The sequence below is a fragment of the Candidatus Foliamicus sp. genome, from assembly GCF_965221325.1.
GTDB lineage: Bacteria > Pseudomonadota > Gammaproteobacteria > Steroidobacterales > Foliamicaceae > Foliamicus.
This window is the reverse complement of the sequence record NZ_OZ244880.1, coordinates 1,408,603-1,428,179: the sequence shown is the minus strand read 5'-3', so window position 1 is coordinate 1,428,179 and position 19,577 is coordinate 1,408,603. Positions and strand designations below refer to the sequence as shown.

At 62.9% G+C, this 19,577-nt stretch carries 13 protein-coding genes; 9 read left to right on the top strand and 4 right to left on the bottom strand.

Annotation, left to right across the window (positions count from 1 at the left end; all coding sequences use genetic code 11):
• The first annotated feature begins 47 nt into the window (after positions 1 to 47).
• The 3 genes from ACWCOO_RS06290 to ACWCOO_RS06280 are packed head-to-tail and all read left to right on the top strand — an operon-like array spanning position 48 to position 5,118.
• Positions 48 to 2,348, top strand: coding sequence for a protein kinase domain-containing protein (locus tag ACWCOO_RS06290; protein ID WP_446830149.1), 2,301 nt, complete (start codon positions 48 to 50; stop codon positions 2,346 to 2,348).
• The gene (locus tag ACWCOO_RS06285; protein ID WP_446830148.1) at positions 2,348 to 4,762 is read left to right on the top strand and encodes a PEGA domain-containing protein; all 2,415 of its coding nucleotides are present in this window, start codon (positions 2,348 to 2,350) and stop codon (positions 4,760 to 4,762) included. The genes ACWCOO_RS06290 and ACWCOO_RS06285 overlap by 1 nt, the downstream gene beginning before the upstream one ends.
• The gene (locus ACWCOO_RS06280) at positions 4,759 to 5,118 is read left to right on the top strand and encodes a hypothetical protein (protein ID WP_446830147.1); all 360 of its coding nucleotides are present in this window, start codon (positions 4,759 to 4,761) and stop codon (positions 5,116 to 5,118) included. The genes ACWCOO_RS06285 and ACWCOO_RS06280 overlap by 4 nt, the downstream gene beginning before the upstream one ends.
• A gap of 25 nt (positions 5,119 to 5,143) precedes the next feature.
• Here the strand turns inward: ACWCOO_RS06280 and ACWCOO_RS06275 are convergent, their stop codons facing one another.
• Both ACWCOO_RS06275 and ACWCOO_RS06270 read right to left on the bottom strand, forming a co-directional pair.
• Positions 5,144 to 6,637 (bottom strand): Ppx/GppA phosphatase family protein, encoded by a 1,494-nt coding sequence (locus ACWCOO_RS06275; protein ID WP_446830146.1) that lies wholly within the window; start codon positions 6,635 to 6,637, stop codon positions 5,144 to 5,146.
• A gap of 16 nt (positions 6,638 to 6,653) precedes the next feature.
• Positions 6,654 to 8,840 (bottom strand): RNA degradosome polyphosphate kinase, encoded by a 2,187-nt coding sequence (locus ACWCOO_RS06270; RefSeq protein WP_446830145.1) that lies wholly within the window; start codon positions 8,838 to 8,840, stop codon positions 6,654 to 6,656.
• 85 nt (positions 8,841 to 8,925) lie between these two features.
• On the opposite strand from ACWCOO_RS06270, the gene ACWCOO_RS06265 reads away from it, so the two are divergent.
• The 6 genes from ACWCOO_RS06265 (at position 8,926) to ACWCOO_RS06240 (ending at position 14,824) form a co-directional block, all read left to right on the top strand.
• A complete protein-coding gene (locus ACWCOO_RS06265; RefSeq protein WP_446830144.1) occupies positions 8,926 to 9,441 on the top strand; it encodes a SixA phosphatase family protein in 516 nt (171 codons plus the stop codon).
• On the top strand, positions 9,438 to 10,235 hold the full coding sequence (locus tag ACWCOO_RS06260; RefSeq protein ID WP_446830143.1) for a MotA/TolQ/ExbB proton channel family protein: 798 nt from the start codon (positions 9,438 to 9,440) through the stop codon (positions 10,233 to 10,235). Before ACWCOO_RS06265 ends, ACWCOO_RS06260 begins: the two co-directional genes overlap by 4 nt.
• Positions 10,236 to 10,247: 12 nt before the next feature.
• Positions 10,248 to 11,669 carry an FHA domain-containing protein gene (locus ACWCOO_RS06255; protein WP_446830142.1) on the top strand — a complete coding sequence of 474 codons (1,422 nt, stop codon included), beginning with the start codon at positions 10,248 to 10,250 and terminating at the stop codon, positions 11,667 to 11,669.
• The gene (locus tag ACWCOO_RS06250) at positions 11,659 to 12,756 is read left to right on the top strand and encodes a VWA domain-containing protein (RefSeq protein WP_446830141.1); all 1,098 of its coding nucleotides are present in this window, start codon (positions 11,659 to 11,661) and stop codon (positions 12,754 to 12,756) included. Before ACWCOO_RS06255 ends, ACWCOO_RS06250 begins: the two co-directional genes overlap by 11 nt.
• Before the next feature lie 86 nt (positions 12,757 to 12,842).
• On the top strand, positions 12,843 to 13,634 hold the full coding sequence (locus ACWCOO_RS06245; RefSeq protein WP_446830140.1) for an SDR family NAD(P)-dependent oxidoreductase: 792 nt from the start codon (positions 12,843 to 12,845) through the stop codon (positions 13,632 to 13,634).
• A 41-nt stretch (positions 13,635 to 13,675) separates the two neighbouring features.
• On the top strand, positions 13,676 to 14,824 hold the full coding sequence (locus ACWCOO_RS06240; RefSeq protein ID WP_446830139.1) for an acyl-CoA dehydrogenase family protein: 1,149 nt from the start codon (positions 13,676 to 13,678) through the stop codon (positions 14,822 to 14,824).
• 86 nt (positions 14,825 to 14,910) lie between these two features.
• On the opposite strand, the gene ACWCOO_RS06235 is transcribed toward ACWCOO_RS06240, so the two are convergent.
• Both ACWCOO_RS06235 and ACWCOO_RS06230 read right to left on the bottom strand, forming a co-directional pair.
• Positions 14,911 to 16,164: a TlpA family protein disulfide reductase gene (locus tag ACWCOO_RS06235; protein WP_446830138.1), complete on the bottom strand. Its 1,254-nt coding sequence runs from the start codon at positions 16,162 to 16,164 to the stop codon at positions 14,911 to 14,913.
• Between the two features lie 129 nt (positions 16,165 to 16,293).
• Positions 16,294 to 19,329 carry a TonB-dependent receptor domain-containing protein gene (locus tag ACWCOO_RS06230; RefSeq protein WP_446830137.1) on the bottom strand — a complete coding sequence of 1,012 codons (3,036 nt, stop codon included), beginning with the start codon at positions 19,327 to 19,329 and terminating at the stop codon, positions 16,294 to 16,296.
• Positions 19,330 to 19,577 lie beyond the last annotated feature (248 nt).

The window sequence follows — 19,577 nt, the reverse complement described above, 5'->3', positions numbered from 1 at the left end:
ATTGACTGCGGGTAATTTGCTGCACTCCCGCCATCGCGCCAGGAACTATGAACGCAACGCGCGACGATAAACTGCTGGCCACCCGTTTCCGGCTCTTGCGCTTGCTCGGCAAGGGGGGATTGGGCGAGGTATGGCTTGCCGAAGATTCTGACAGCGGGCGCGAGCTGGCTCTCAAGAAGCTGGCGGACGAGTTTGCGGAGAGCAATGCGCGCCAGGAGCTGTTCCGGCGCGAATTTTCCATTGCACAATCGCTGGTCCACCCGGCGATCTTGCGACCCGAGGAATACTTTGCGGACGAGCATGGGCATTTCTTCACGATGCCGCTCATGCCGGGCGGACACTTCGGGCAGTGCGCGGGCGAACCTTGGGAACAGGGCGTCAGAAGGCTTTTACCTTTGTGCGACGCGTTAGCGTATGCGCACCGCAAGGGCGTGGTGCATGGCGACCTCAAGCCGCGCAATATCTTGCTCGATGAATCCGAAGCGGCGCGGCTTACTGATTTCAGCGCAGCGCGGGCGGGCGACGGCAACGTGGAAGCCGGGATCCTGCGGCCAGGCGGTTCGCTGGCGTACATCAGCCCGCAGCTTCTTGACGGCCGGCTGGCCGAGCCAAGCGACGACATCTATGCCTTGGGCTGCATCTTCCATGAGCAGTTTTGCGGTTATCCGCCTTATGCCCCGGACTTCGGCGAAGAACGCATTCGGGCCGGAATCCTGGAAAAACCGGCAGCCCCAGCCGGAATGCCGAGCCTGCCTGCAGCGCTGGAAGAACTCGTACGGTCAATGCTCGCGCCGAAGCCCGAGCGGCGGCCACCTACGCCGCAGGCCGTGCGTGGCGCACTGGAAGAAATTTTGGGGGATTCCTCGGCGGAAGTCGGGCACACAGCGGAAATCGTGGCCCGCACTCGTACCGTGCCCGGCGACCGCCCGTTTGCTGCCAGGCAACGCAGCGGAGTGCCTGTATGGCTCACTTACGCCTTGGGGGGTCTGCTGCTGGCGGGGGCGGCCGGTTTGTTCCTGTTGCTTCCGCGGTTCGTGGAAGAACGCACTGCAACCCGTCCACCGCCGCCGACCGCCGCCGCCCGGGATGAAGCCCCGAAAGTGGACCTGAACTTGCTGAAATTGCAGCGCGACGCGGCGGACACAGCCATGGGCGAGATGCTGCGCGACCGCAACTACCTGGCTGCGCTGCGGCCGTCGCTGTGGTCGGCAGGCAAGTGGGAAATGGCGGTGGCGCAGGAACAGCAGGCTGACGAGTTCTACCGCAGGCGCGAATATCCAGATGCGCAGCTTGCATACCGCGCGGCTGCCGAGTTGCTGGGCGACTTGCGCGAGCAAGCGCCGGACATAGGCCGGGAGGCGTTGGCAGAGGCACAGGAGGCTATCGAAGCCGGCAACCAGGCGGGTGCGCTAGGCGAACTCGAAAAGGCGGCAATTCTTCTGGGAGAGACGGATCCGGCGATCGAAACGGCCAGGCGCCGGGTTGCGAATCTGCCCGAAATCATGCAGGCGGTAGAGGCGGCGCGCGCCGCAGCACGAGGCGGCAGCCTTGAGGAACAGCGCCAAGCTTGGCAGCGGGTGTTGCAAGCCGACCCCGAACGGCAGTCGGCCCGTCAAGCGCTCTCGAAAGTGAACGCGGACCTGGAAGAACAGTTGTTCGGCGCCAGGATGTCGCGTGGGCACGCGGCGCTGGGAGAGGGCGATCTAACGGCGGCACGTGAGGCGTTCACTGCAGCAAAGCAACAGCGTCCCGGGGCTTCCGCGCCGGAAGAGGCTCTGGCGGCGCTAGAACTGGAGGAAAGAGGGCAGCGGCTGGCGGAATTGCAGGCCGCGGCAATGGCCGGGCGTTTTCGCGAGGATTGGCGCACCGCAGTGAGCAGCTTCCGTGGCATGCTTGAGATCGATACAGGCATTGTTGCGGCGCAGCAAGGATTGGCCGAGGCGGAGCGGCGGGTGCGGCTCGACGACGGGCTGGAGCAGACCATTGCCAACGCGCAAGACTTGAATCGCGACGAAGCCTGGCAGCGAGGCAGAGACTTGCTGGATCAGGCCAGGCGAATTGCGCAACCCGGTCCTCGGCTGAACAAACAGATTGAGCGTCTCGAGCGGGTGCTCACAGTGGCGGCCACGCCCGCGCCGGTGAGCCTGCGGTCGGACGGCATTACCGAGGTTACGATCTTTCACGTGGGCCGTTTGGGAAGCTTCGATAGCCGCGTTCTTGAGTTACGGCCCGGGGCCTATACGGCAATAGGCCGCCGCGACGGATATCGTGACGTGCGCCGTCAATTTACCGTGTCTCCCGATGGACTGTCCGAGCCGCTGACTCTGATCTGCACCGAACCCATCTGATGGCGCGGGTGGTCATTGCCCTGCCGGAGGGCGAGCGCGAGCTCAAGGCCAGCGAACTGCCGGTGCTGATGGGAAGCGGGGCCGGCGCCCACATACGCCTTCCCGGCCCAGCCACGGCCGCGCCGGTGGCCAGCATTAATCTGCTTGACGGTCGGACCTTGGTGCAGTGCTATGCGGGCATCTCCGGCCTGCAGTTGAATGGCGAACCATTCAGCGGCGCGCAGTGGCTCCAGGAAGGGGACCGGCTTTCAATTGCCGGTGTGGAAGTGCAGGTTGAAGCGCTCAATGCGGATGGCCTGAGACTTGCCGCACGCTATTTGGCCAGCGCCTGGGACACTCGCCCTCCGGAACTCACCGAGGACGACCAAGGCGTGGACATTCCGCTACAGCCTGCTTCGGGAGTTTCGTCCGACAAGCGCGGAAACGTGAGCCGGCTGGCGTTGCGCGCCGCGCTGGGGACGGCGCTGGGCATTCTGGGACTCTGCGCGCTGTTTGTATTCACTGCTGAAGGCGTCCTGATTGAAGTGGAACCCGCGCAGGCCGAGGTTCGCGTCGAGGCGTTTCGCCCGACGCCTCACGTAGGAAGCCGTTATCTACTTTGGTCCGGGACCTACCGCGTGCGCGCCGAAATGCCGCGCTACTACCCGCTGGACGAGAGGATAGAGGTGGGCGGCGCGGACGGCGAGGAATTTCGTTTCGCGATGGAATTGCTGCCCGGACGTGTCGTGGTGGAGACCATTGACGGCGCCCGGATTGCCGTGGAAGGCATGGATGGCGTCTTCCAGCCCGGCGACGAAATCGAGCTTGCGCCGGGCAGTTACGTGCTCAAGGTGTCTGCGCCGCGTTACAAGGAGCTGACCACCGGGCTGACCGTCAGGGGAGGCGGAGACATTGAGCCTTTTGTGGCCGCGCTGGAACCCGATTGGGCGGAAATAAGCGTACGCAGCACCCCGTCCGAGGCCGAAATCCGCTCCGAAGGAGAGTTACTGGGCCTTACCCCGGTGACAGTAGAGCTGCTTTCCGGGCAGAGTGTCCTATTGATTTCGAAACCCGGTTTCGCCACCCACCGCGAAGAGTTGACCGTAGTCGCCGGTGCCAACCAGACCCTGCCCGAAATTCGCCTTCGCCCTGCGGCGGGTGTGCTGCGCGTCTCCACGGAACCACCTGGCGCGGCGATAACCGTAGATGGCGAGTTTCGCGGCGGTTCGCCGGCCACAGTCGAAGTGAGCCCCGACCGGCAACATCGCATCGTTCTGTCGCGGGCTGGTTATGAACCGCAGGAGCAGTCCTTGACCCTCGGCAGGGGCGAGGAGCGGCGGCTCAACGTCCGGCTGGCGCCGCGCTTGGGCACGGTGCGGCTGCTGAGCCGCCCGGCGGGCGCCACGGTATTCGTTGACGGAGTGCAGCGGGGGCAGACGCCGCTCGAACTGGAATTGCCCTCCACGGAGCATCGGATTGACTTGCAGCTCGAAGGCTACGTGGCGGTGACCCGCGAAGTCATTCCTCAGCCTGCTTATCCGCAGGAGATCGCCGTTGAAATGCTGACGCCACTGCAGGCACGGTTGGCTGCTCAGCCCCGGGAAATTGAGACTTCACTGGGCGCCAAGTTGGTCATGCTGTTCCCGGGCGAATTCGAGATGGGCTCGCAGCGCGGCAGCCAGGGATGGCGCAACAACGAGGTGCGCCGCAGGATACGGCTCGACCGGCGCTACTATCTGGGCGTAACCGAAGTAAGCAACCGCGAGTTTCGCGCTTTCGTGCCCACGCATACCTCGGGCGCCGAGCGCTTCCGATCGCTGGCGGCCGACAGCAGTCCGGCCGTGAACATCGACTGGCAGGCTGCGGCAGCTTTCTGCAACTGGCTGAGTTCACAGGAGAATCTTCCTCTGCAATATGTCAGCCGGGCAGGCCGCTTGCTGCCGGTGGAAGAGCTCGGTGTCGGCTATCGACTGCCCACGGAGGCAGAATGGGTTTGGGCGGCGCGCTATTCCGGCGGGGCGGGCGATTCACGCTATCCCTGGGGCGAGCGGATGCCGCCGGCGCCGGGTTCAGGCAATTTTGCCGACCAATCGGCAAGCGGCATTCTCACCACGACTGTTACGATCTATAACGACAACTTTCCGTTTACCGCGCCCGCGGGGTCTTTTGCAGCCAACCGGATCGGTTTTTTCGATCTCGGCGGGAACGCAGCCGAATGGACCAACGACTTCTATGGCGCCGAAACGCAGTTCCCGAACGTGGAAGTAAACCCGCGCGGCGCCAAGGAGGGACGTTTCCACGTAATAAGGGGATCAAGCTGGATGCACGGAACGCTTCGGGAACTACGCTGGAGCTTTCGCGACTTTGGCGATGAAGAACGGCTCGATGTAGGATTTCGACTCGCGCGCTACGTGGAGCCGCAGGAACAGGAATGAAGAAAGCCATCGCTGTTGCCGCCATCATCGGTCTCGGCCTGAGCGTCACATGGGCGGCCAACCGGATGACCGTTTGGCTGGACTTCCTGCAGCAGGAATCGGTCGAAGCGCAGGATGAATCTGCCGAGCGCAGCCGCCAGCCAACGGGCGGTGTGCGCACGACGGAGGATGGCGACGGCTCCCCGTCTGCCGCCGATCCGCGCGATCTACCTGAACTTTCCGTGGAAGTCGCTTCCATCGAAGAAGACCTTGCCCGTATCGAAGAGGCCCTGGAAAACGAAGAAGTGCTTGAAGAATTCATTCCTTCCGAGCCGCTTTCCGCCGACAATCCCATCCCGATGCCCACCGACATCTGAACTGCGATTGCGCACAGTGCGCAGGTCAGGCCTGCAGGCGAATGCGGTGTTGCAGGCCGAGGTGGGCGGCAAGCGAACGTAAACGCCGCTGGACGGCTTTTCCGATAAGGATCTCGGCGCTTTCGGGGCCTTTGAGAAGCAGCGTCTGCGCGTCCCGTTCGAGCCGAAATTGTTCAAGCACCTGTGCGGCGCCACCGCAGATGGTGTACGCGAGGCGCATGGCCAAGCCGACGCCGGTTGCGCGGCGCTGATCGCCCTTGCGAAGCAGCTTCGCAAGCTTCAGGCGCTTGAGCGTGGGTTTCATGGCCGCATGGCGGGAAGCTACAGCCAGGCCGAGCATGACGCGCTCGCGGTGATCTGCGCCGGTGTAAGGCATGCGCAGTATTCGGAGAAACACCTGCTCGGCACGGTAATCGGGGTGTTCCGACCAGCCGATATCGGACAGGTGACAGGCGGCCAGGCGTAGCCGTTCCGCCACCACGCCTTCCAGCGCCGGGGCGATCCAGCCCGCCAGGAATTCGCCATCCGAGACGCCACGTCCCATGCGCCGCGCCACGCTCTCGCATACCGATAACAGCGGATCGCGAACGCGTAGGCCGGCCGGCAGCGCCTCGTAAAGGCAGCCTTCGCGCAGACCGTTGGCCGAGAATACCACCTGCGCGGCGCCGCTTTCCTGCAGCAGGCAAACCAGCGCGTCGGCGGCAAGCGGCAGTGTCTGGAGGCGCTCGGAGCGAAGTTCCTTGGCCGCCATCAGGCGTTTTTCAGGCCAAACGCTCAGCGCCGCGCAGAATTCCGCGGCCTCCGCTGCCGCGACGGCGTAATGGTGGATGACATGCAGGGGATACTTGGTCTCCTTCATGTGTATGCTGGCCAAGGCCCGCCAAGCTCCTCCCACAAGGTAAAGTGTTTGGCCGCGCGCCTCGCGCGGCCAGTCCAGTTCCGCCAGGTGCGCGCGCAACTGTTGTTTGTCGTGTTTCGATCCGTTGGCGCCATTTCCACGCACCGTGCCGAAGGGCAGTGAAACGCGCTGCGTGATGTTGCCGGCGTCCAGCAGCGCAAGTTCCAGGCTTGCACCGCCCAAGTCGGCCGCCAAGCCCGTCGCGCCGGGAATTGCGCTTACTACGCCGCGCGCGGATACTTCGGCCTCCCGCGGGCCGGGCAGCAAGCGCACTTCGAGCCCGCATTCGCGGCGCACCGAGCGCAGAAAAGCGGCGCCGTTACGGGCTTCGCGCACCGCCGCCGTAGCCACGGCCTGAGTGTCTTCGACTCCCATTTCCGGGCACAAGCGGGCGAAGCGCTGCAAGCTTTCGAGGGCCAGGCAGATAGCGTCTTCCGGCATCGCGCCGGTACGGTCCAATCCGCGTCCCAGTCCACACAAAACCTTCTCGTTGAAAATTGGCAGGGGAGCGCGCCCGCCGTGTTCGTAAACCACCAGCCGAACGGAGTTGGAGCCCACATCGATAACCGCCACCGGCGCATCGCTCAGGATGGCGGGGCTGGCTCGCAGAATGCCCGGCACTAGTCTGCTTGCATTGCTAACCGCCCGTGGCGGGATTCTGTTCTGCCGCAGGCGCTTGTTCGGACATATCCGGGAAGAGTTCACCGGGCATCGCGGGTCTCGAATGCTGTCGCGCGCTGCCGCGTCCGGAGAGACTGGGATGGGTCATGAACCAGGTGTGCGCGCTGAACCCATCGGGTTTCTGCGCAAGGCGCCGGTAGGAACCGTCCGGCTGCATTTCCCAACTCTGCATTACGTCCATGCGGTTGGCCATCAGTACCTGTTCGACGAGTTGCCGCTTGACCGTTTCGTTCTCGACAGGCACCAGGGCCTCCACACGGCGGTGCAGATTGCGCGGCATCCAGTCCGCCGAAGACAGAAACACCTTGCTGTCCGTGGAAGGCAGCTTGTGTCCCGCTCCGAAACAAAGGATGCGCGCGTGTTCCAGGAATCTGCCTACCATGCTGCGTACGCGGATGTTTTGCGAAAGCCCCTTCATGCGGGGGCGCAGACAACATATTCCACGCACGTAAAGCTCGATCGACACGCCGGCTTGGCTAGCGCGGTAGAGACAGTCGATGATTTCCGGGTCCACCAGCGAATTGAGCTTGGCCCAGATTTGCGCCGGCCGGCCCTCGCGCGCGTACGCAATTTCGTCCTCTATCAATTCCACCAAGGTCTGCTTGAGCTGAGCGGGAGCGTAGATCAGCTTTTCCATGTATTCCGGAGCGGCGTAGCCGGTCATGTAGTTGAAGAGCCGCGCCGTGTCGCGCCCCAGAGCGGGGTCGCAGGTGAAATAGCTCAAGTCCACATAGACGCGCGCGTTGACCGGATGGTAGTTGCCGGTTCCGAAATGCGTATAGGTTCGGAGTTCGCCTGCTTCACGGCGAACGACCTGCGCCACTTTCGCGTGGGTTTTGAGCTCCATGAATCCGTATACGACCTGCACGCCGGCCCTCTCCATTTCGCGCGCCCAGCGGATGTTGGCCGCCTCGTCGAATCGGGCCCGAAGCTCGACCATGGCGGTGACCAGTTTGCCGGCTTCCGCGGCCGCGATCAGGGCCTCCACGATCGGGGAATCTTCCGACGTGCGGTAAAGGGTCTGCTTGATAGCGACCACCGCAGGATCCGCGGTTGCGCGGCGCAGAAACTGCACCACCACGTCGAAGCTTTCGTACGGGTGATGCACGACGAAGTCCTTGGCGCGGATGGCAGCCAGGATGTCGCCCCCATACTCCCGTACCCGTTCGGGGTAGCGCACGTTCAGCGGCTGGTGCTGCAGATCGGGGCGTTCGCCGCTTATGATCTGTGCGATGTCCGCCAGGCCCAGCATGCCCTCCACATCGAATACGTGGGCATGCGAAGCGTCGAATGCCTCGAGCACGAACCGCCGGAAATTCTTCGGCATGCCGGCCGCCACATCCACCCGGATAACATTGCCCCGGCGGCGGCGAAGAAGCGCGGTCTCGAAGGTGCGTACGAGATCTTCGGCTTCTTCGTCGATTTCCAGGTCGCTGTCCCGGCTGATGCGGAAAATGCCGTGGCCCAGTATCGCCATGCCCGGGAAAAGCCGTTTGAAGTTCTGCGCGATGATGTCCTCTACCGCCACAAACCGCAGGTTTTCACCCGGCACCCGAACGAAACGCTCGATCTGCGGTGGAACCAGAACCAGACCGTTGAATTCGCGCTTGTCCTCTGGTCTCTTTAGCCGCAGCACATAAACAAGGCAGCCGCTTTGAATAAACGGGAAAGGATGGGCGGGATCAACCGCCTGGGGCGTCAATACGGGAAACAACTGGTTCTCGAACCACTGCGCCAGCCACTCGCGGGCTTTTTCGCCCAGCTCGTCGGGCTGTACCGCCGCCACGCCTGCCTCGCGGCACTCGGCCAGCAACTGAGCGCTGCGTTGCGACTGCGCCTTGAGCAGCTTCTTGACGTGCCGACGAATCGCCCGCAATTGCTCGGCTGGCTGCAGGCCGTCATCGCTGGCCTGCGTGACGCCGGCGGCCACCTGTGCCATGAGGCCGGCGGCGCGCACCATGTAGAACTCATCAAGGTTGCTTGCCGAGATCGACAGGAATCGCACGCGCTCCAGGAGCGGATGGTTTCGGTTGTCCGCTTCCTCAAGTACGCGCGTGTTGAATTGCAGCCAGGACAGCTCGCGATTGATCAGCCGGCCGCCGGCATGTTCGGCATCACTCAGTGGTCGTGGCGCGCGTTCCATGATCGGGTTAGCATACAGGAGCCATGAGATTACCCAACCCCTTCGATTGCGGCGCCGACCGGGCGGGAACCGAGAGGTGACGCGCTTGTGGCTGCTTCGGCACGCCAAGGCCGGGCCTTATTCGCCGCACGATTTCGCGCGTCCGCTGGCGGCGCGCGGGCGCCGCAACGCACCCGCAATGGGCCGCAAGCTCGAAGCGATCGGCTGCGCTCCCAAGCGCGTACTATGTTCGGCAGGGCGCCGAGCGGTGGAGACGCTGTGCGGCGTGTTGCCGTTCCTGCCGAGCGATTTGCGCATTGATGTATTGCAGAGCCTCTACACCTTCAGTCCGGCCTCACTGCTGCGCCATCTTCGTGAACTTCCGCGCGAAACGGGCGACTTGATGGTGGTCGGGCACAATCCCGCTTTACAGGAAACCGCCTTGCTTCTGGCCGGTTCGGGCGATGCTGACGCCCTGGCGGCCTTGCAAGGTAAGTTTCCCACCTGCGCCGTAGCCGAGCTGGAGTTCGGCGGAGCGCCAACTGACCACGGCTGGGCCGAGAGCAGCGCCCATCTGCGCCGCGTGCTCATGCCCAGGCCTCCCCGGACTTCGGTGGCATGAAAAAGCAACTGCCGGTCGAGTTCGTGTTCCAGTTGTTCTCGCTGTTTCTGGCGGTGATCCTGGTGCATGCGATGTATGTGGCCTGGATTCGCCCGCAAGCCAATGCCGTGCTCGAAGAACAGCGCATTCTTCTAGAACAGGACGCGGAATTTGTGCCGGAGCGGTCCCTGTATGTGATCGTGCGCGACTTCGAACAGGAGGCCTGCCTGATCCTGGCGCTCTGGGCGCTGGCCATCATGGGCTACAAGGCGCGCGGCGCGATGCGCGAGCGATCCCTGCTGCAGCGTGACCTGCTGCCGCTGGCTGAGGGCGTACGCATCCTGCCCGAAGACACGCGCGAGCACGCGCGGCAACTGCGGGCTCTTCCCGTGGCGCAGCAGCGCTTGCTGCTGCCTCGCGTGTTGCTGAGCGCCTTGCAGCGCTTCGGAGCCACCGGTAATGTTCAGGACGTGTCGTCCGCCACGCAATCGTTAGTCAACGCCGAGGCCGAACGCCTGGAATCGGAGTTGTCGATGATTCGCTATATCGCCTGGGCGATTCCTTCGATCGGCTTCATCGGCACGGTGCGAGGTATCGGAGAGGCGCTGACGTTGGCCTACCGGGCCGTGGAAGGCGATATCAGCGGCGTAACAGAAAGTCTGGGCGTGGCCTTCAATTCGACGTTCTTCGCCTTGCTGGTAAGCATATTCATCATGTTTCTCGTGCATCAATTGCAGTTGCTGCAGGAGCGCCTGGTGTTCGAGACTGCTGACTATTGCGACGAACGGCTCATCCGGCGCCTGCAGGGCGATTGAGCTTGAGGACCTATGCCGAGGGTCGCTCTTGAAGTGAACGGTGCGGCGCTGGTGGGCGCCGCCAGCCGTGGCGTATTGTTCAACGAACCGGGGTTGGCGTTCGTGGACAAAGGCCGAGTGCTGTTTGGCCGGGAAGCCGTCGCCGTGGCGCGGCAAGATCCCGGGCGCAGTTTTCCCAATTTCTGGGAATTGCTTTCGGACAAGCCACTGGCAAGGCCGGCGCCTGGCTTCCGCACCTACGCAGATCTAGTCCATGCACATCTCGCTGAGCTATGGGACCGATTTCGCGAGTCCGCGCAGGATGTCAGCGAGGTTGTTTTCGTGGTTCCCCCCGGCGCGGCCGATGATCGCCTGGCGCTGCTGCTCGGCATCGCCGAAGAGGCCGGGTTGCCGGTGGCCGCGCTGGTGGAAAGCGGCGTGGCGGCGGTCGGTGCAATCCCGGCTGGCCGATCCTGTATTTTTGTCGATGCCGAACAAGAATATCTGGTAGCGGCGCGCCTGGAACAGCGTCGGGATCGCGTTCACTCGGCTGAACTGCTGTTCAGCGGCCGGCCCGGCCTGCGGCACTTGCGGGCCGCCACGACTGCCTACGCCGCGAGCCGCTTTATCGCTGCGTCGCGCTTCGACCCGCTGGACCTGCCGGATACGGAGCAGGAATTGACCGAAAATCTCGATACATGGCTCGAAAAACTCACAGCGCGCGGCGAGATCAAGGTGGAACTCGGCGCTGCTCCTGTTCCTGTTTCCGCCACGCTGCGCGCAAGCGAATTCATGACGGCCTTCGAACGCCAGCTCGCGGCGTTGGGAAACCGGCTGCGCTCCTGGTGCAGTGGCTCCAACGCCGCTACAGTTCGTCTGTCGGCAACGTTGGCGGCCACGCCCGGCTGCCCGGAAGCCTTCGCCAGACTACTGCCGACGGAAGTTCAGATATTGAAGCCAGGAGCAGCGGCCCTGGGCGCGTTGGCACGCGTACCGACCGCGCCGTCCGGGACACAGCGCTACGTGTTGCTGCGCTCGCTGACTGCCATTGAGGAGACCGAGGACTCGATCACGGCTTCGATAACCTCTCAACCGAACGGTGCGGAGCACGATGCACCCGCGGGCGTGGATGGAGACGAGGGCATGCCTACGCCCACCCACCTGGTTCTCGGAGGGCGCGCCTGGCGCATCGATAAACTGGGGCTCCGCCTCGGTTCCGCGCCGGAGCCGGGAGGCTCGGCGATTGCCTTGCCGCCCGATGCCGGGATTTCGCGCAATCACTGCACTGTAGTCCTGGAGAACGGTCAGGCTTTGCTGCATGATCACAGCCGCTACGGAACCCGGCTTAACGGCGCGCCGGTAGCGGAATCAGCGCCGCTGCGGGGCGGCGACCGGGTAGGCGTCGGTCCGGTGGAGTTTGTCGTGATCCGCGAGGTGGTCAGCGATGGCACGTAGGCCGTTTCATGTCTTCAGCATGTCGTTTCTCGACATCATTTCCTGCGGTTTCGGAGCCGTGGTGCTGTTCTTCGTGATCATCAACGCCCAACAGCGCTTGCGGGCAGACGCCGAACGCATTGACCTGTCGAGCGAGACCATGCGTCTGGAAGAAGAAGTGCTGGAGGGGCGCAAGGATCTGATACAGGCGCGCGGCGAACGGGACGAACTGGAAGAGCGCCGCGCCCGCGCTACCGAGGAATTGCGCCGACTGCGTGAGCGCCTGGCCGCGCTGCTGACCGAGCTGGCGCAGTACGAGAGGCTCGGTCTGCAAAGCGAAGAGTCGGTCGATAAGCTGCGCGCCGATGTGGACCGGCTGCGGGAGATGCAGCGGCAACTGGAAGCCCGCATTGCCGCAGCGGACGAGGGAACGGGACGCGACCTGCGGCGTTTCGAGGGCAGCGGCTCGCGTCAGTACCTGACGGGCATGCAGATGGGCGGAGAGCGGGTGCTTATTCTCGTGGACGGGTCGGCAAGCATGCTGGGGCGAACCTATATCGATGTACTGCGCTTCCGCCTGATGGACGAAGAGTTGAAGCCTCGCGCTCCCAAGTGGCTCCAGGTGGTCGATTCGGTGGACTGGATCACCACGCGGCTCACGCCCGAGCAGCGTTTCCAGGTGTATCTCTACGGCGAGAACTACGGCAGCGTTCTTGAAGATTCCGATGGCCAATGGCTGAGCGTTGCGGACGGGAAGCGGCTTGGCGAGGCGGTCGAGGCGCTGCGCAACCACGCGCCAAGCGGCGGCACCAGCTTGCATGCGGCAGTGCGGGCGATTCGCGCCTTGGAGCCATCGCCGGACAATGTGTTCTTGCTGACCGACGGCCTGCCCACTCAGGGCGCCAGCCCACCTTCACGGGTTGGTTGGGCCGATCAGCGGGCCCGAGTGCGGCACTTCGAGCGCGCGGTGCGCGATTTGCCGCCGCGCATCCCAGTGAATGTCCTGTTCTATCCGCTCGACGGCGACCCGGCGGCGACCGGGTATTACTGGATGATGACATCGCGTTCGCGCGGCTCCTTCGTGAGCGTTTCGCGCGACTGGCCTTGATCCGGCGGATATTGAGGTGGGGGCCGCAGGGAGGCTGGCCAGCTTCCAAAGTGCTGCGATAATTCCCGCCCCATGAGGCTCGCTGTATGAAGCTCGGATTGCGCGGCAAGGTAGCGCTGATAACCGGCGCCACCGGCGGTCTTGGCGCTGCCTGCGCAGAGCAATTGGCCAGCGAAGGCGCGAAGCTTTTCCTGACCGCGCGAACCAAACAGGACCTGGCTGATCTGGCCGGAGGTCTGCAGAGTCAGCACGGAGGTGAAGTAGCTTGGCGGGCGACGGACCTTACTGCACCGGATGCCGCAGCCAGCGTCGCCAAAGCTACGGCAAGCCGCTTCGGCGGCATTGACGTGCTGGTTAACAGCGCCGGCGCGTCGGCCGGCGGCGTGTTCTGGGAGATTGCCGACGGGGTGTGGGAAGACAGCATGGCGCTGAAATTCATGGCCACGGTGCGCATGATCCGTGCGGTGCTGCCGGGAATGAAGGAGCGTGGCTATGGCCGTATCGTCACGCTGGCCGGCAACTCGGGCAGGGAACCCGACCCGCGCATGCTGCCCGGCGCGGCTGCCAACGCGGCGCTGCTGGCCGTCACGGCGGGCCTTGCGCGGGAGGTGGCGCAATACGGAATCGTGATCAATGCGGTGAATCCGGGGCCGACGCGCACGTCGCGCTGGGAGGGCATGATGAAAGCCTTTGCCGAGCGCAGCGGAAAGACCCCGGAGCAGGAGGAACAACGCTTCTTGAGCGGCATTCCACAGGGCCGGTTGGCCCAGGCGGCGGAAATCGCCCGGCTGGTGGCGTTTCTTGCCAGCGACGCAGCGCCCCATGTCATCGGGCGTTCGATCACGGCCGACGGGGGCGCATCCCGCGCCATTTTGTGAATCGCCGGCACAAAAACGAGAGGCGACAGCACGCAAGCATCATGGAAACGGAACAACTAGCGGAAATACGCGAAGCGGTGCGCGCGGTATGCGCGGCCTTTCCCGGCGAATACTGGCGCGAACTCGACCGCGAGCGGGACTATCCCACCGAATTCACCCAGGCCATGACCGAGAGTGGTTTTCTCGGCGCGTTGATTCCTGAACAATACGGAGGCAGCGGCCTGGGACTTGTCGCGGGCACCGCCATTCTTGAGGAAATACATCGCTCCGGATGTAACGCCGGAGCCTGCCATGCGCAGATGTACACCATGGGCACCGTGCTGCGCCACGGCAGCGAAGAGCAGAAGCACAGATGGCTGCCCGGCATAGCTTCCGGCGAACTGCGCTTGCAGGCATTCGGCGTTACCGAGCCTGGCAGTGGCAGCGACACGCTGGCCTTGCGCACCACGGCCAAGCGCAGCAACGGCGATTACCGGGTAAAGGGGCAGAAGATATGGACTTCCCGCGCCGAACATTCCGACCTGATGGTGCTTTTGGCGCGCACCACGCCGCGCGAAGAGGTGAAGCGCCGCACGGAAGGTCTATCGGTGCTGATGCTGGACATGCGCGAGGCGGACGGTATGAGCATCACGCCGATACGCACCATGATGAACCACTCCACTACGCAGGTTTTCTTCGACGATGTGAGGGTGCCGGCGGAGAATCTGATCGGCGAGGAAGGGCAGGGGTTTCGCTACATTCTTGACGGGATGAACGCAGAGCGCACCCTGATCGCGGGAGAGAGCGTCGGTGATGGCCGCTGGTTCATCGACAAGGCTACCGCCTATGCCGGAGAGCGGCAGGTGTTCGGGCGCCCGATTGGCGCCAACCAAGGCGTGCAATTTCCGATTGCGCGGGCCTACGCTGCCGTGGAAGCGGCCGCGCTCATGGTGCGGGAGGCTGCGGAGAAATTCGACCAGGGGCTTTCCACGGGCAAGGAGGCCAACATGGCCAAGCTGCTGGCTTCGGAAGCCGCCTGGGAGGCGGCCGAAGCCTGTGTGCAGACCTTCGGCGGATTCGCCTTTGCCGAAGAATACGACGTGGAGCGGAAGTTCCGTGAAGCGCGCCTGGCCCAGGTGGCGCCGGTCTCCACCAACATGATTCTGAGCTATATCGGCCAGCACGTCCTCGGCATGCCGCGCTCGTACTGAGGCGCATACGCCCACCGCTGGCGGGCAACGTTATCTGCGCGACGCGCGCTCTGCTTAAGGCTGGCGCCGGACTGCCGGGGGATCAGTTACAGCGGCGATTCTTCGCTGGCGCCCTGCGGCACAGGATCGAAAAATTCCGCCAGCTTCTCGCCTAGCTTGTCAGCGCGTAAATTAATTGCCACAACCACGCCTTCGGCATCCAGGAGGTAATTCATGGGAATGGCCGTTACCCCGAACTGCTCCGGAATCGGACTCGCATAGGCCAGCAGGTCGCTGGTGTTGATCCAGGGAATGCCGTCCTCTTCGCTGGCTTCGGCCCAGTCGTCGCGGTCGTCATCCAGGGAATAGGCGAAAATCTCGAAGCCTTGCGGTTTGTATTGCTCGTAATTGGCGATCAGATTTGGATACTCCGCCCGGCACGGACCGCACCAGGACGCCCAGAACTCGATCAGCGTATAGTCGTTGCTGCTGCGCGCGTCTTGCAGAAAGTACTCCTGGCCGTCCAGGCCGGTGCTCGAGAAATCCTTCACCGTGACGCCTTTCTTCATTGCCCCAGCCGCCGCCATCAGTTTATCGCTGTGCCGTATGCGGCTGCGCGTGTTCGTGATCGCCAGGTGAGCGCCCAGGACCGCCTCAAGCGCATCCAGCCGCTTGAGCGCCGGTTCGCCGCCGATGCCTCCCATCTGCACGGCATAGAGGCTCGTCAGCGGCTCCACTTCTTCGGATTGAGCCAGCGCCCTCAGCGCGTCCGAGCGTATCGTCTGCAAGGCGTTGTAGCGCTCCCAGGTTTCGTCGCGCAACTCCTCGAAGCCTTCGTCGCCTTCCTCCACGCCCTGGCGCCGCGCCATCACGTCGGAGTAGGCCGCCAGCGCTTCCTGGTACGGTGCGCTGTCGCGCCAGGAGGCAATGATTTTCTGGTTGTAGGGACCGCCGTGCGCGACCAGGCCGGCCACCCTGCCGGCATCTTCGATGCGTATTTCACCGGGCTCCAGGATGAATCGCGCCGATCCCTTGGCGTTTCCTTCCGCATCCGTCACTCCCAGGAAAACTACGCCTCCGAAGTCCAGCTCGCCCTCAATCTCGAATGCTCCGCCGCGCAGCTCCGCGCGCGCGATTTCCTCGGTGCCGCCCACAACCCCATTGCCGCGGCTCAAGACAACCTCGCCCTCCTCAAGCCGCTCGGCGATACTGCCGACAATCCAATAGCGCTCCGCGCCGTTGTCTGCATCGGGAATTCCCGGGCCACCGCCGCACCCGGCCAGCAGTGCAAGCCCCAGCGTACCCGCCCAGAGAAATGCCAAACGGATCTTCGGACCAAGATGTACGTTTGCTTGATTCATGTTTCTGCTCCGGCTGTTCGCATCGCTACTGCTACTCGGGGCCGTGTTCATGCTCAATCACGCTCAAGCGGCTCAAGCGGCGATACGCCATATCCTATAGCCCCGCTCTGCTTCCCATAAGCGCGGTCATCAGAAAGACTTGCGAAGGTTGAGGCGATACGCACGTCCCTGTGTCCATTCCGTCAATGGGCTGATCTGACCGCGAACGCGTTCACCATCGCTGGCGCTAACGCGGGTATAGCTCGCGAATGCGTCGGTGATGTTGTTGACCGTAAGCGTGATTTCCGCACCGTCCAGCCAATCCGGCGCCGTAAACAGCGTGTCGTCGTCCAGCGCGTATCCGAGCACCAGGTCGTAAAGCGTGGGCGGTTCGTCAATGTAGGTGAAGGTATTGCCGATTCTCGAGGTCGTGTCCCCGCTCTCGATATCGAAGCTCAAGAACAATCCTCCGCGCGTCCAGGTGAATTGCGCGCTGGTCTTGTGCTTGGGTACCGGTGCGATAACAGTGTCTTCGGGGCCCGTATCGTCACGGCTCGACACCAGGTCATGGACGATGCCGCTGGCCGGGTCCACTTGCACTCGGTACTTGTTGGAGTATGACCGGCGCACGGTAATGTCGTACTCGTTCTGACCCATCTCCCACTGGTACCCGATCTCGTAGTCGATGCTTGAACGCTCTATCGCCGACACAATGATCCACCGGTCGTCCAGCACATAGATATCCTCGGATTCGATGTACATGACGTTGGACGGAAGGTCGTCGAGGTATATGATCGGCACAGGCAACTTGTATATCCTGTCCTTGAAATTGGTATCACTCCACGCCGCCTTGAAAAACACGCCAGGTAGAAAGGCGGGAGAAAATTCTCCGGATACTGTAAGCGTGTCTGCTGTTTCAGATCTCAGTTGGTCATTGCCGCCGCTGTAGCCGAATACTTTCTCAGATGGGATCGTAGTGATCGATGGCCCCCCCGACACGTAGTACCAGAGCGCGCGTGGGTTTGCCTGGTAGAGGCCTTTCTGCAGCAGTTGATTCAGTTGCGGTGCAACAAATGAAGTCGAGGACCTGGCCCTGAACAGAGTGCTGTCGTTCGGTCGATAGACCAATCCTGCCGACCATGTGAACTCGCTGCCCGGGTCTTGAGCTTCGACGGATTCGGCTGCTGCGGATTCCGTTTGCCGGTAATTCACATCCACGTTGGAGTAGGAGTCGTAGCGCCCGGAAAACGTCAGGCTGAGGCGTTGTATGCCCTGCAGAACGTTATCGGCGCCTACCAGCGGAATCAGGCCCTCGACGAAGGCCGCATGATTGTCACGGCTAATGCTCGTATTGAACGGAGAAGAGCCGGTTGGCGTTGCGCTGCTGAGATAGTTGCTCAGTTCGTTGAAGGAGTCCAGCGTATCCTGGCGATAGTCGTAGCCCATTACCAGTGCAATTGGACCTCCCGGCGCGCTGAACAACTCGCCCCGCGCCAGAGCCTCGAATTGCACATGCTCGTTCTCGGATCCGGACTTCACATCCGGGATTATGTAAGGGCTCAGGTCGCCGAATGGATTGATTGGCTCAGGCGGCGCGCCATATACCGTGCAGTTGCCCCCAAAGAAGGAACTGTAGTTATAGTCCGTTCCTCCGAGCTCCGCAACCTTGTCCGCACATTCCGCTTCGACGATTCCACTGAAGCGGCCGATCACCGCCTCGCTCACGCCGTCGGAGTTGATGCCCAGGCCGTAAGCTGGGTCGCGCACGTTCAAGCGCGTGGTGTCAGTTTTCGAGCGTGAACTACTGAAGTCCGCCTGCCAGTCCCAGGTTCCCAAGGCGCCTTCCAGCCCCAGGCCGAGATGCAGTTCGTCTCTTGTGGAGTCGTAAAGCCTGGGTGGCTGATCGGGCGCCAGGCCAGTCAGGGAGACCTGAGTGCCGAAGGGATTGTACGGACTGTTGGCGTGCAGCGTTCCGCTCACCGCATTAAGACCATTCTCCTGCGTGACCTCCTTGCGCGTGGCGCGCAGGTTGGCGTGAAGAACCACGGGGCCGAGCTCCTGATCAACGCCCAGGAACACCGAATTGCGTTCCTGCTCAGGACGCAAGCTGTAGCGCTGCTCGGCCTCTTCCCCCCAGTTCGGCTCGCCCACTATGTCCAGGGAACTCAGGGTATCCGTGTGCTGGAAACCTGCCGGCAGCGTCAGGTCGTTTATGCAGGTAGCCATGGCCTGGGTGGCTGGGTCGAGGGCGGCATACTGGTCGCGACTTATGACGGCGCCATCCAGTTCGAACACGATGGCGCGTTTGCGATCCCAAATCGGGGCAGCGGGGTCGCATTCGTCGTCGAAAAAATTGGTGTAAACGCGAATCCTCGGGCCGGCGGCTGTGGTTTTCTGGCCCTGCTGATTGCCGGTCTGCAAGCTGCTTCGGTTCTGAATAATTATGGAGTCGCGGTCCGAAGCGTCGAGGCCGGAATCCCGAAAGTACTCAAAGCCGGCGTTCAAGCGCCCTCCTTCCCAAGCGAGGCCGGCACCGATGTTGGCGCGGCTTTCGCTATAGCCGCTCTTGTGGGGGCGGGCGTAATCAAGGTCCAACTCCACACCGGAGTAGTCACTGCGCGTAATGATGTTGACAACCCCGCCCACGGCGTCCGAACCGTATACGGCGGAGGCACCGTCAAGCAGGATTTCGATGCGCTCCACCATGGACAGCGGAATCGTGGAGATGTCGGTGACACCGCCCAGAATCCCGCTGTATCCCGCCCGCCTGCCGTCCACCAGCACAAGCGTGGACTCGCTACCCAAACCACGCAGATTGACCGTGGAAGCGCCGGTTACATTGCGCGCGCCATTGAGCCTGGAGCCGTAGGTCTCGTTGGTGGCGTTGACGTTTTGCGGAAGCTGACGCAGCACGCGCGCCAAGGTCAGTTCGCCGGAAGCGCGGATGTCATCGCGGTCGAGCACGATGAGGTTTCCGGACAGTTCCGAGGGCGGCCGGTTCAGGCGGCTGCCCGTGACCCGCACATCGGTCAATTCCAGCTCTTGATTTTCCGCACCCTCCTCATCGGCTTCCTGCGCCCAAGTAAGTTGTGGGGCAACAAATAGCCCGGCAGTAACTACCAGCAACCCGGCGGCGACGACCGGAAGACCCTTTGCGAGTCGAATGGATTTGCTTGATTCTTTCATCCCATAACTCCAGCGAGACGACCAAAATGAAACCTGTGTTCGAGGCCCACATCAGGGCCAACACATCTTAACTATCTTACATTACCGAAAAGCCGCCGTTGCTTCGGGGCAGAATCGGGCATTTGACGACCACACAACGCCCAAGGTGACTACTGTGAAATGGCCCGGACAGGCAGAAAATTTGCTTCGATTGGCCAAGTGCCTGCGTGCTAGAATCCATCACGCATCCACCAAGGGGGACAACCGTC

Excerpts from the sequence above, each read along its gene's own strand:
- ACWCOO_RS06230 (WP_446830137.1), bottom strand. The coding sequence starts at position 19,329 with ATGAAAGAATCAAGCAAATCCATTCGACTCGCAAAGGGTCTTCCGGTC.
- ACWCOO_RS06285 (WP_446830148.1), top strand. The coding sequence starts at position 2,348 with ATGGCGCGGGTGGTCATTGCCCTGCCGGAGGGCGAGCGCGAGCTCAAG.
- ACWCOO_RS06250 (WP_446830141.1), top strand. The coding sequence starts at position 11,659 with ATGGCACGTAGGCCGTTTCATGTCTTCAGCATGTCGTTTCTCGACATC.
- ACWCOO_RS06255 (WP_446830142.1), top strand. The coding sequence starts at position 10,248 with ATGCCGAGGGTCGCTCTTGAAGTGAACGGTGCGGCGCTGGTGGGCGCC.
- ACWCOO_RS06260 (WP_446830143.1), top strand. The coding sequence starts at position 9,438 with ATGAAAAAGCAACTGCCGGTCGAGTTCGTGTTCCAGTTGTTCTCGCTG.
- ACWCOO_RS06290 (WP_446830149.1), top strand. The coding sequence starts at position 48 with ATGAACGCAACGCGCGACGATAAACTGCTGGCCACCCGTTTCCGGCTC.
- ACWCOO_RS06245 (WP_446830140.1), top strand. The coding sequence starts at position 12,843 with ATGAAGCTCGGATTGCGCGGCAAGGTAGCGCTGATAACCGGCGCCACC.
- ACWCOO_RS06235 (WP_446830138.1), bottom strand. The coding sequence starts at position 16,164 with ATGAATCAAGCAAACGTACATCTTGGTCCGAAGATCCGTTTGGCATTT.
- ACWCOO_RS06280 (WP_446830147.1), top strand. The coding sequence starts at position 4,759 with ATGAAGAAAGCCATCGCTGTTGCCGCCATCATCGGTCTCGGCCTGAGC.
- ACWCOO_RS06270 (WP_446830145.1), bottom strand. The coding sequence starts at position 8,840 with ATGGAACGCGCGCCACGACCACTGAGTGATGCCGAACATGCCGGCGGC.
- ACWCOO_RS06240 (WP_446830139.1), top strand. The coding sequence starts at position 13,676 with ATGGAAACGGAACAACTAGCGGAAATACGCGAAGCGGTGCGCGCGGTA.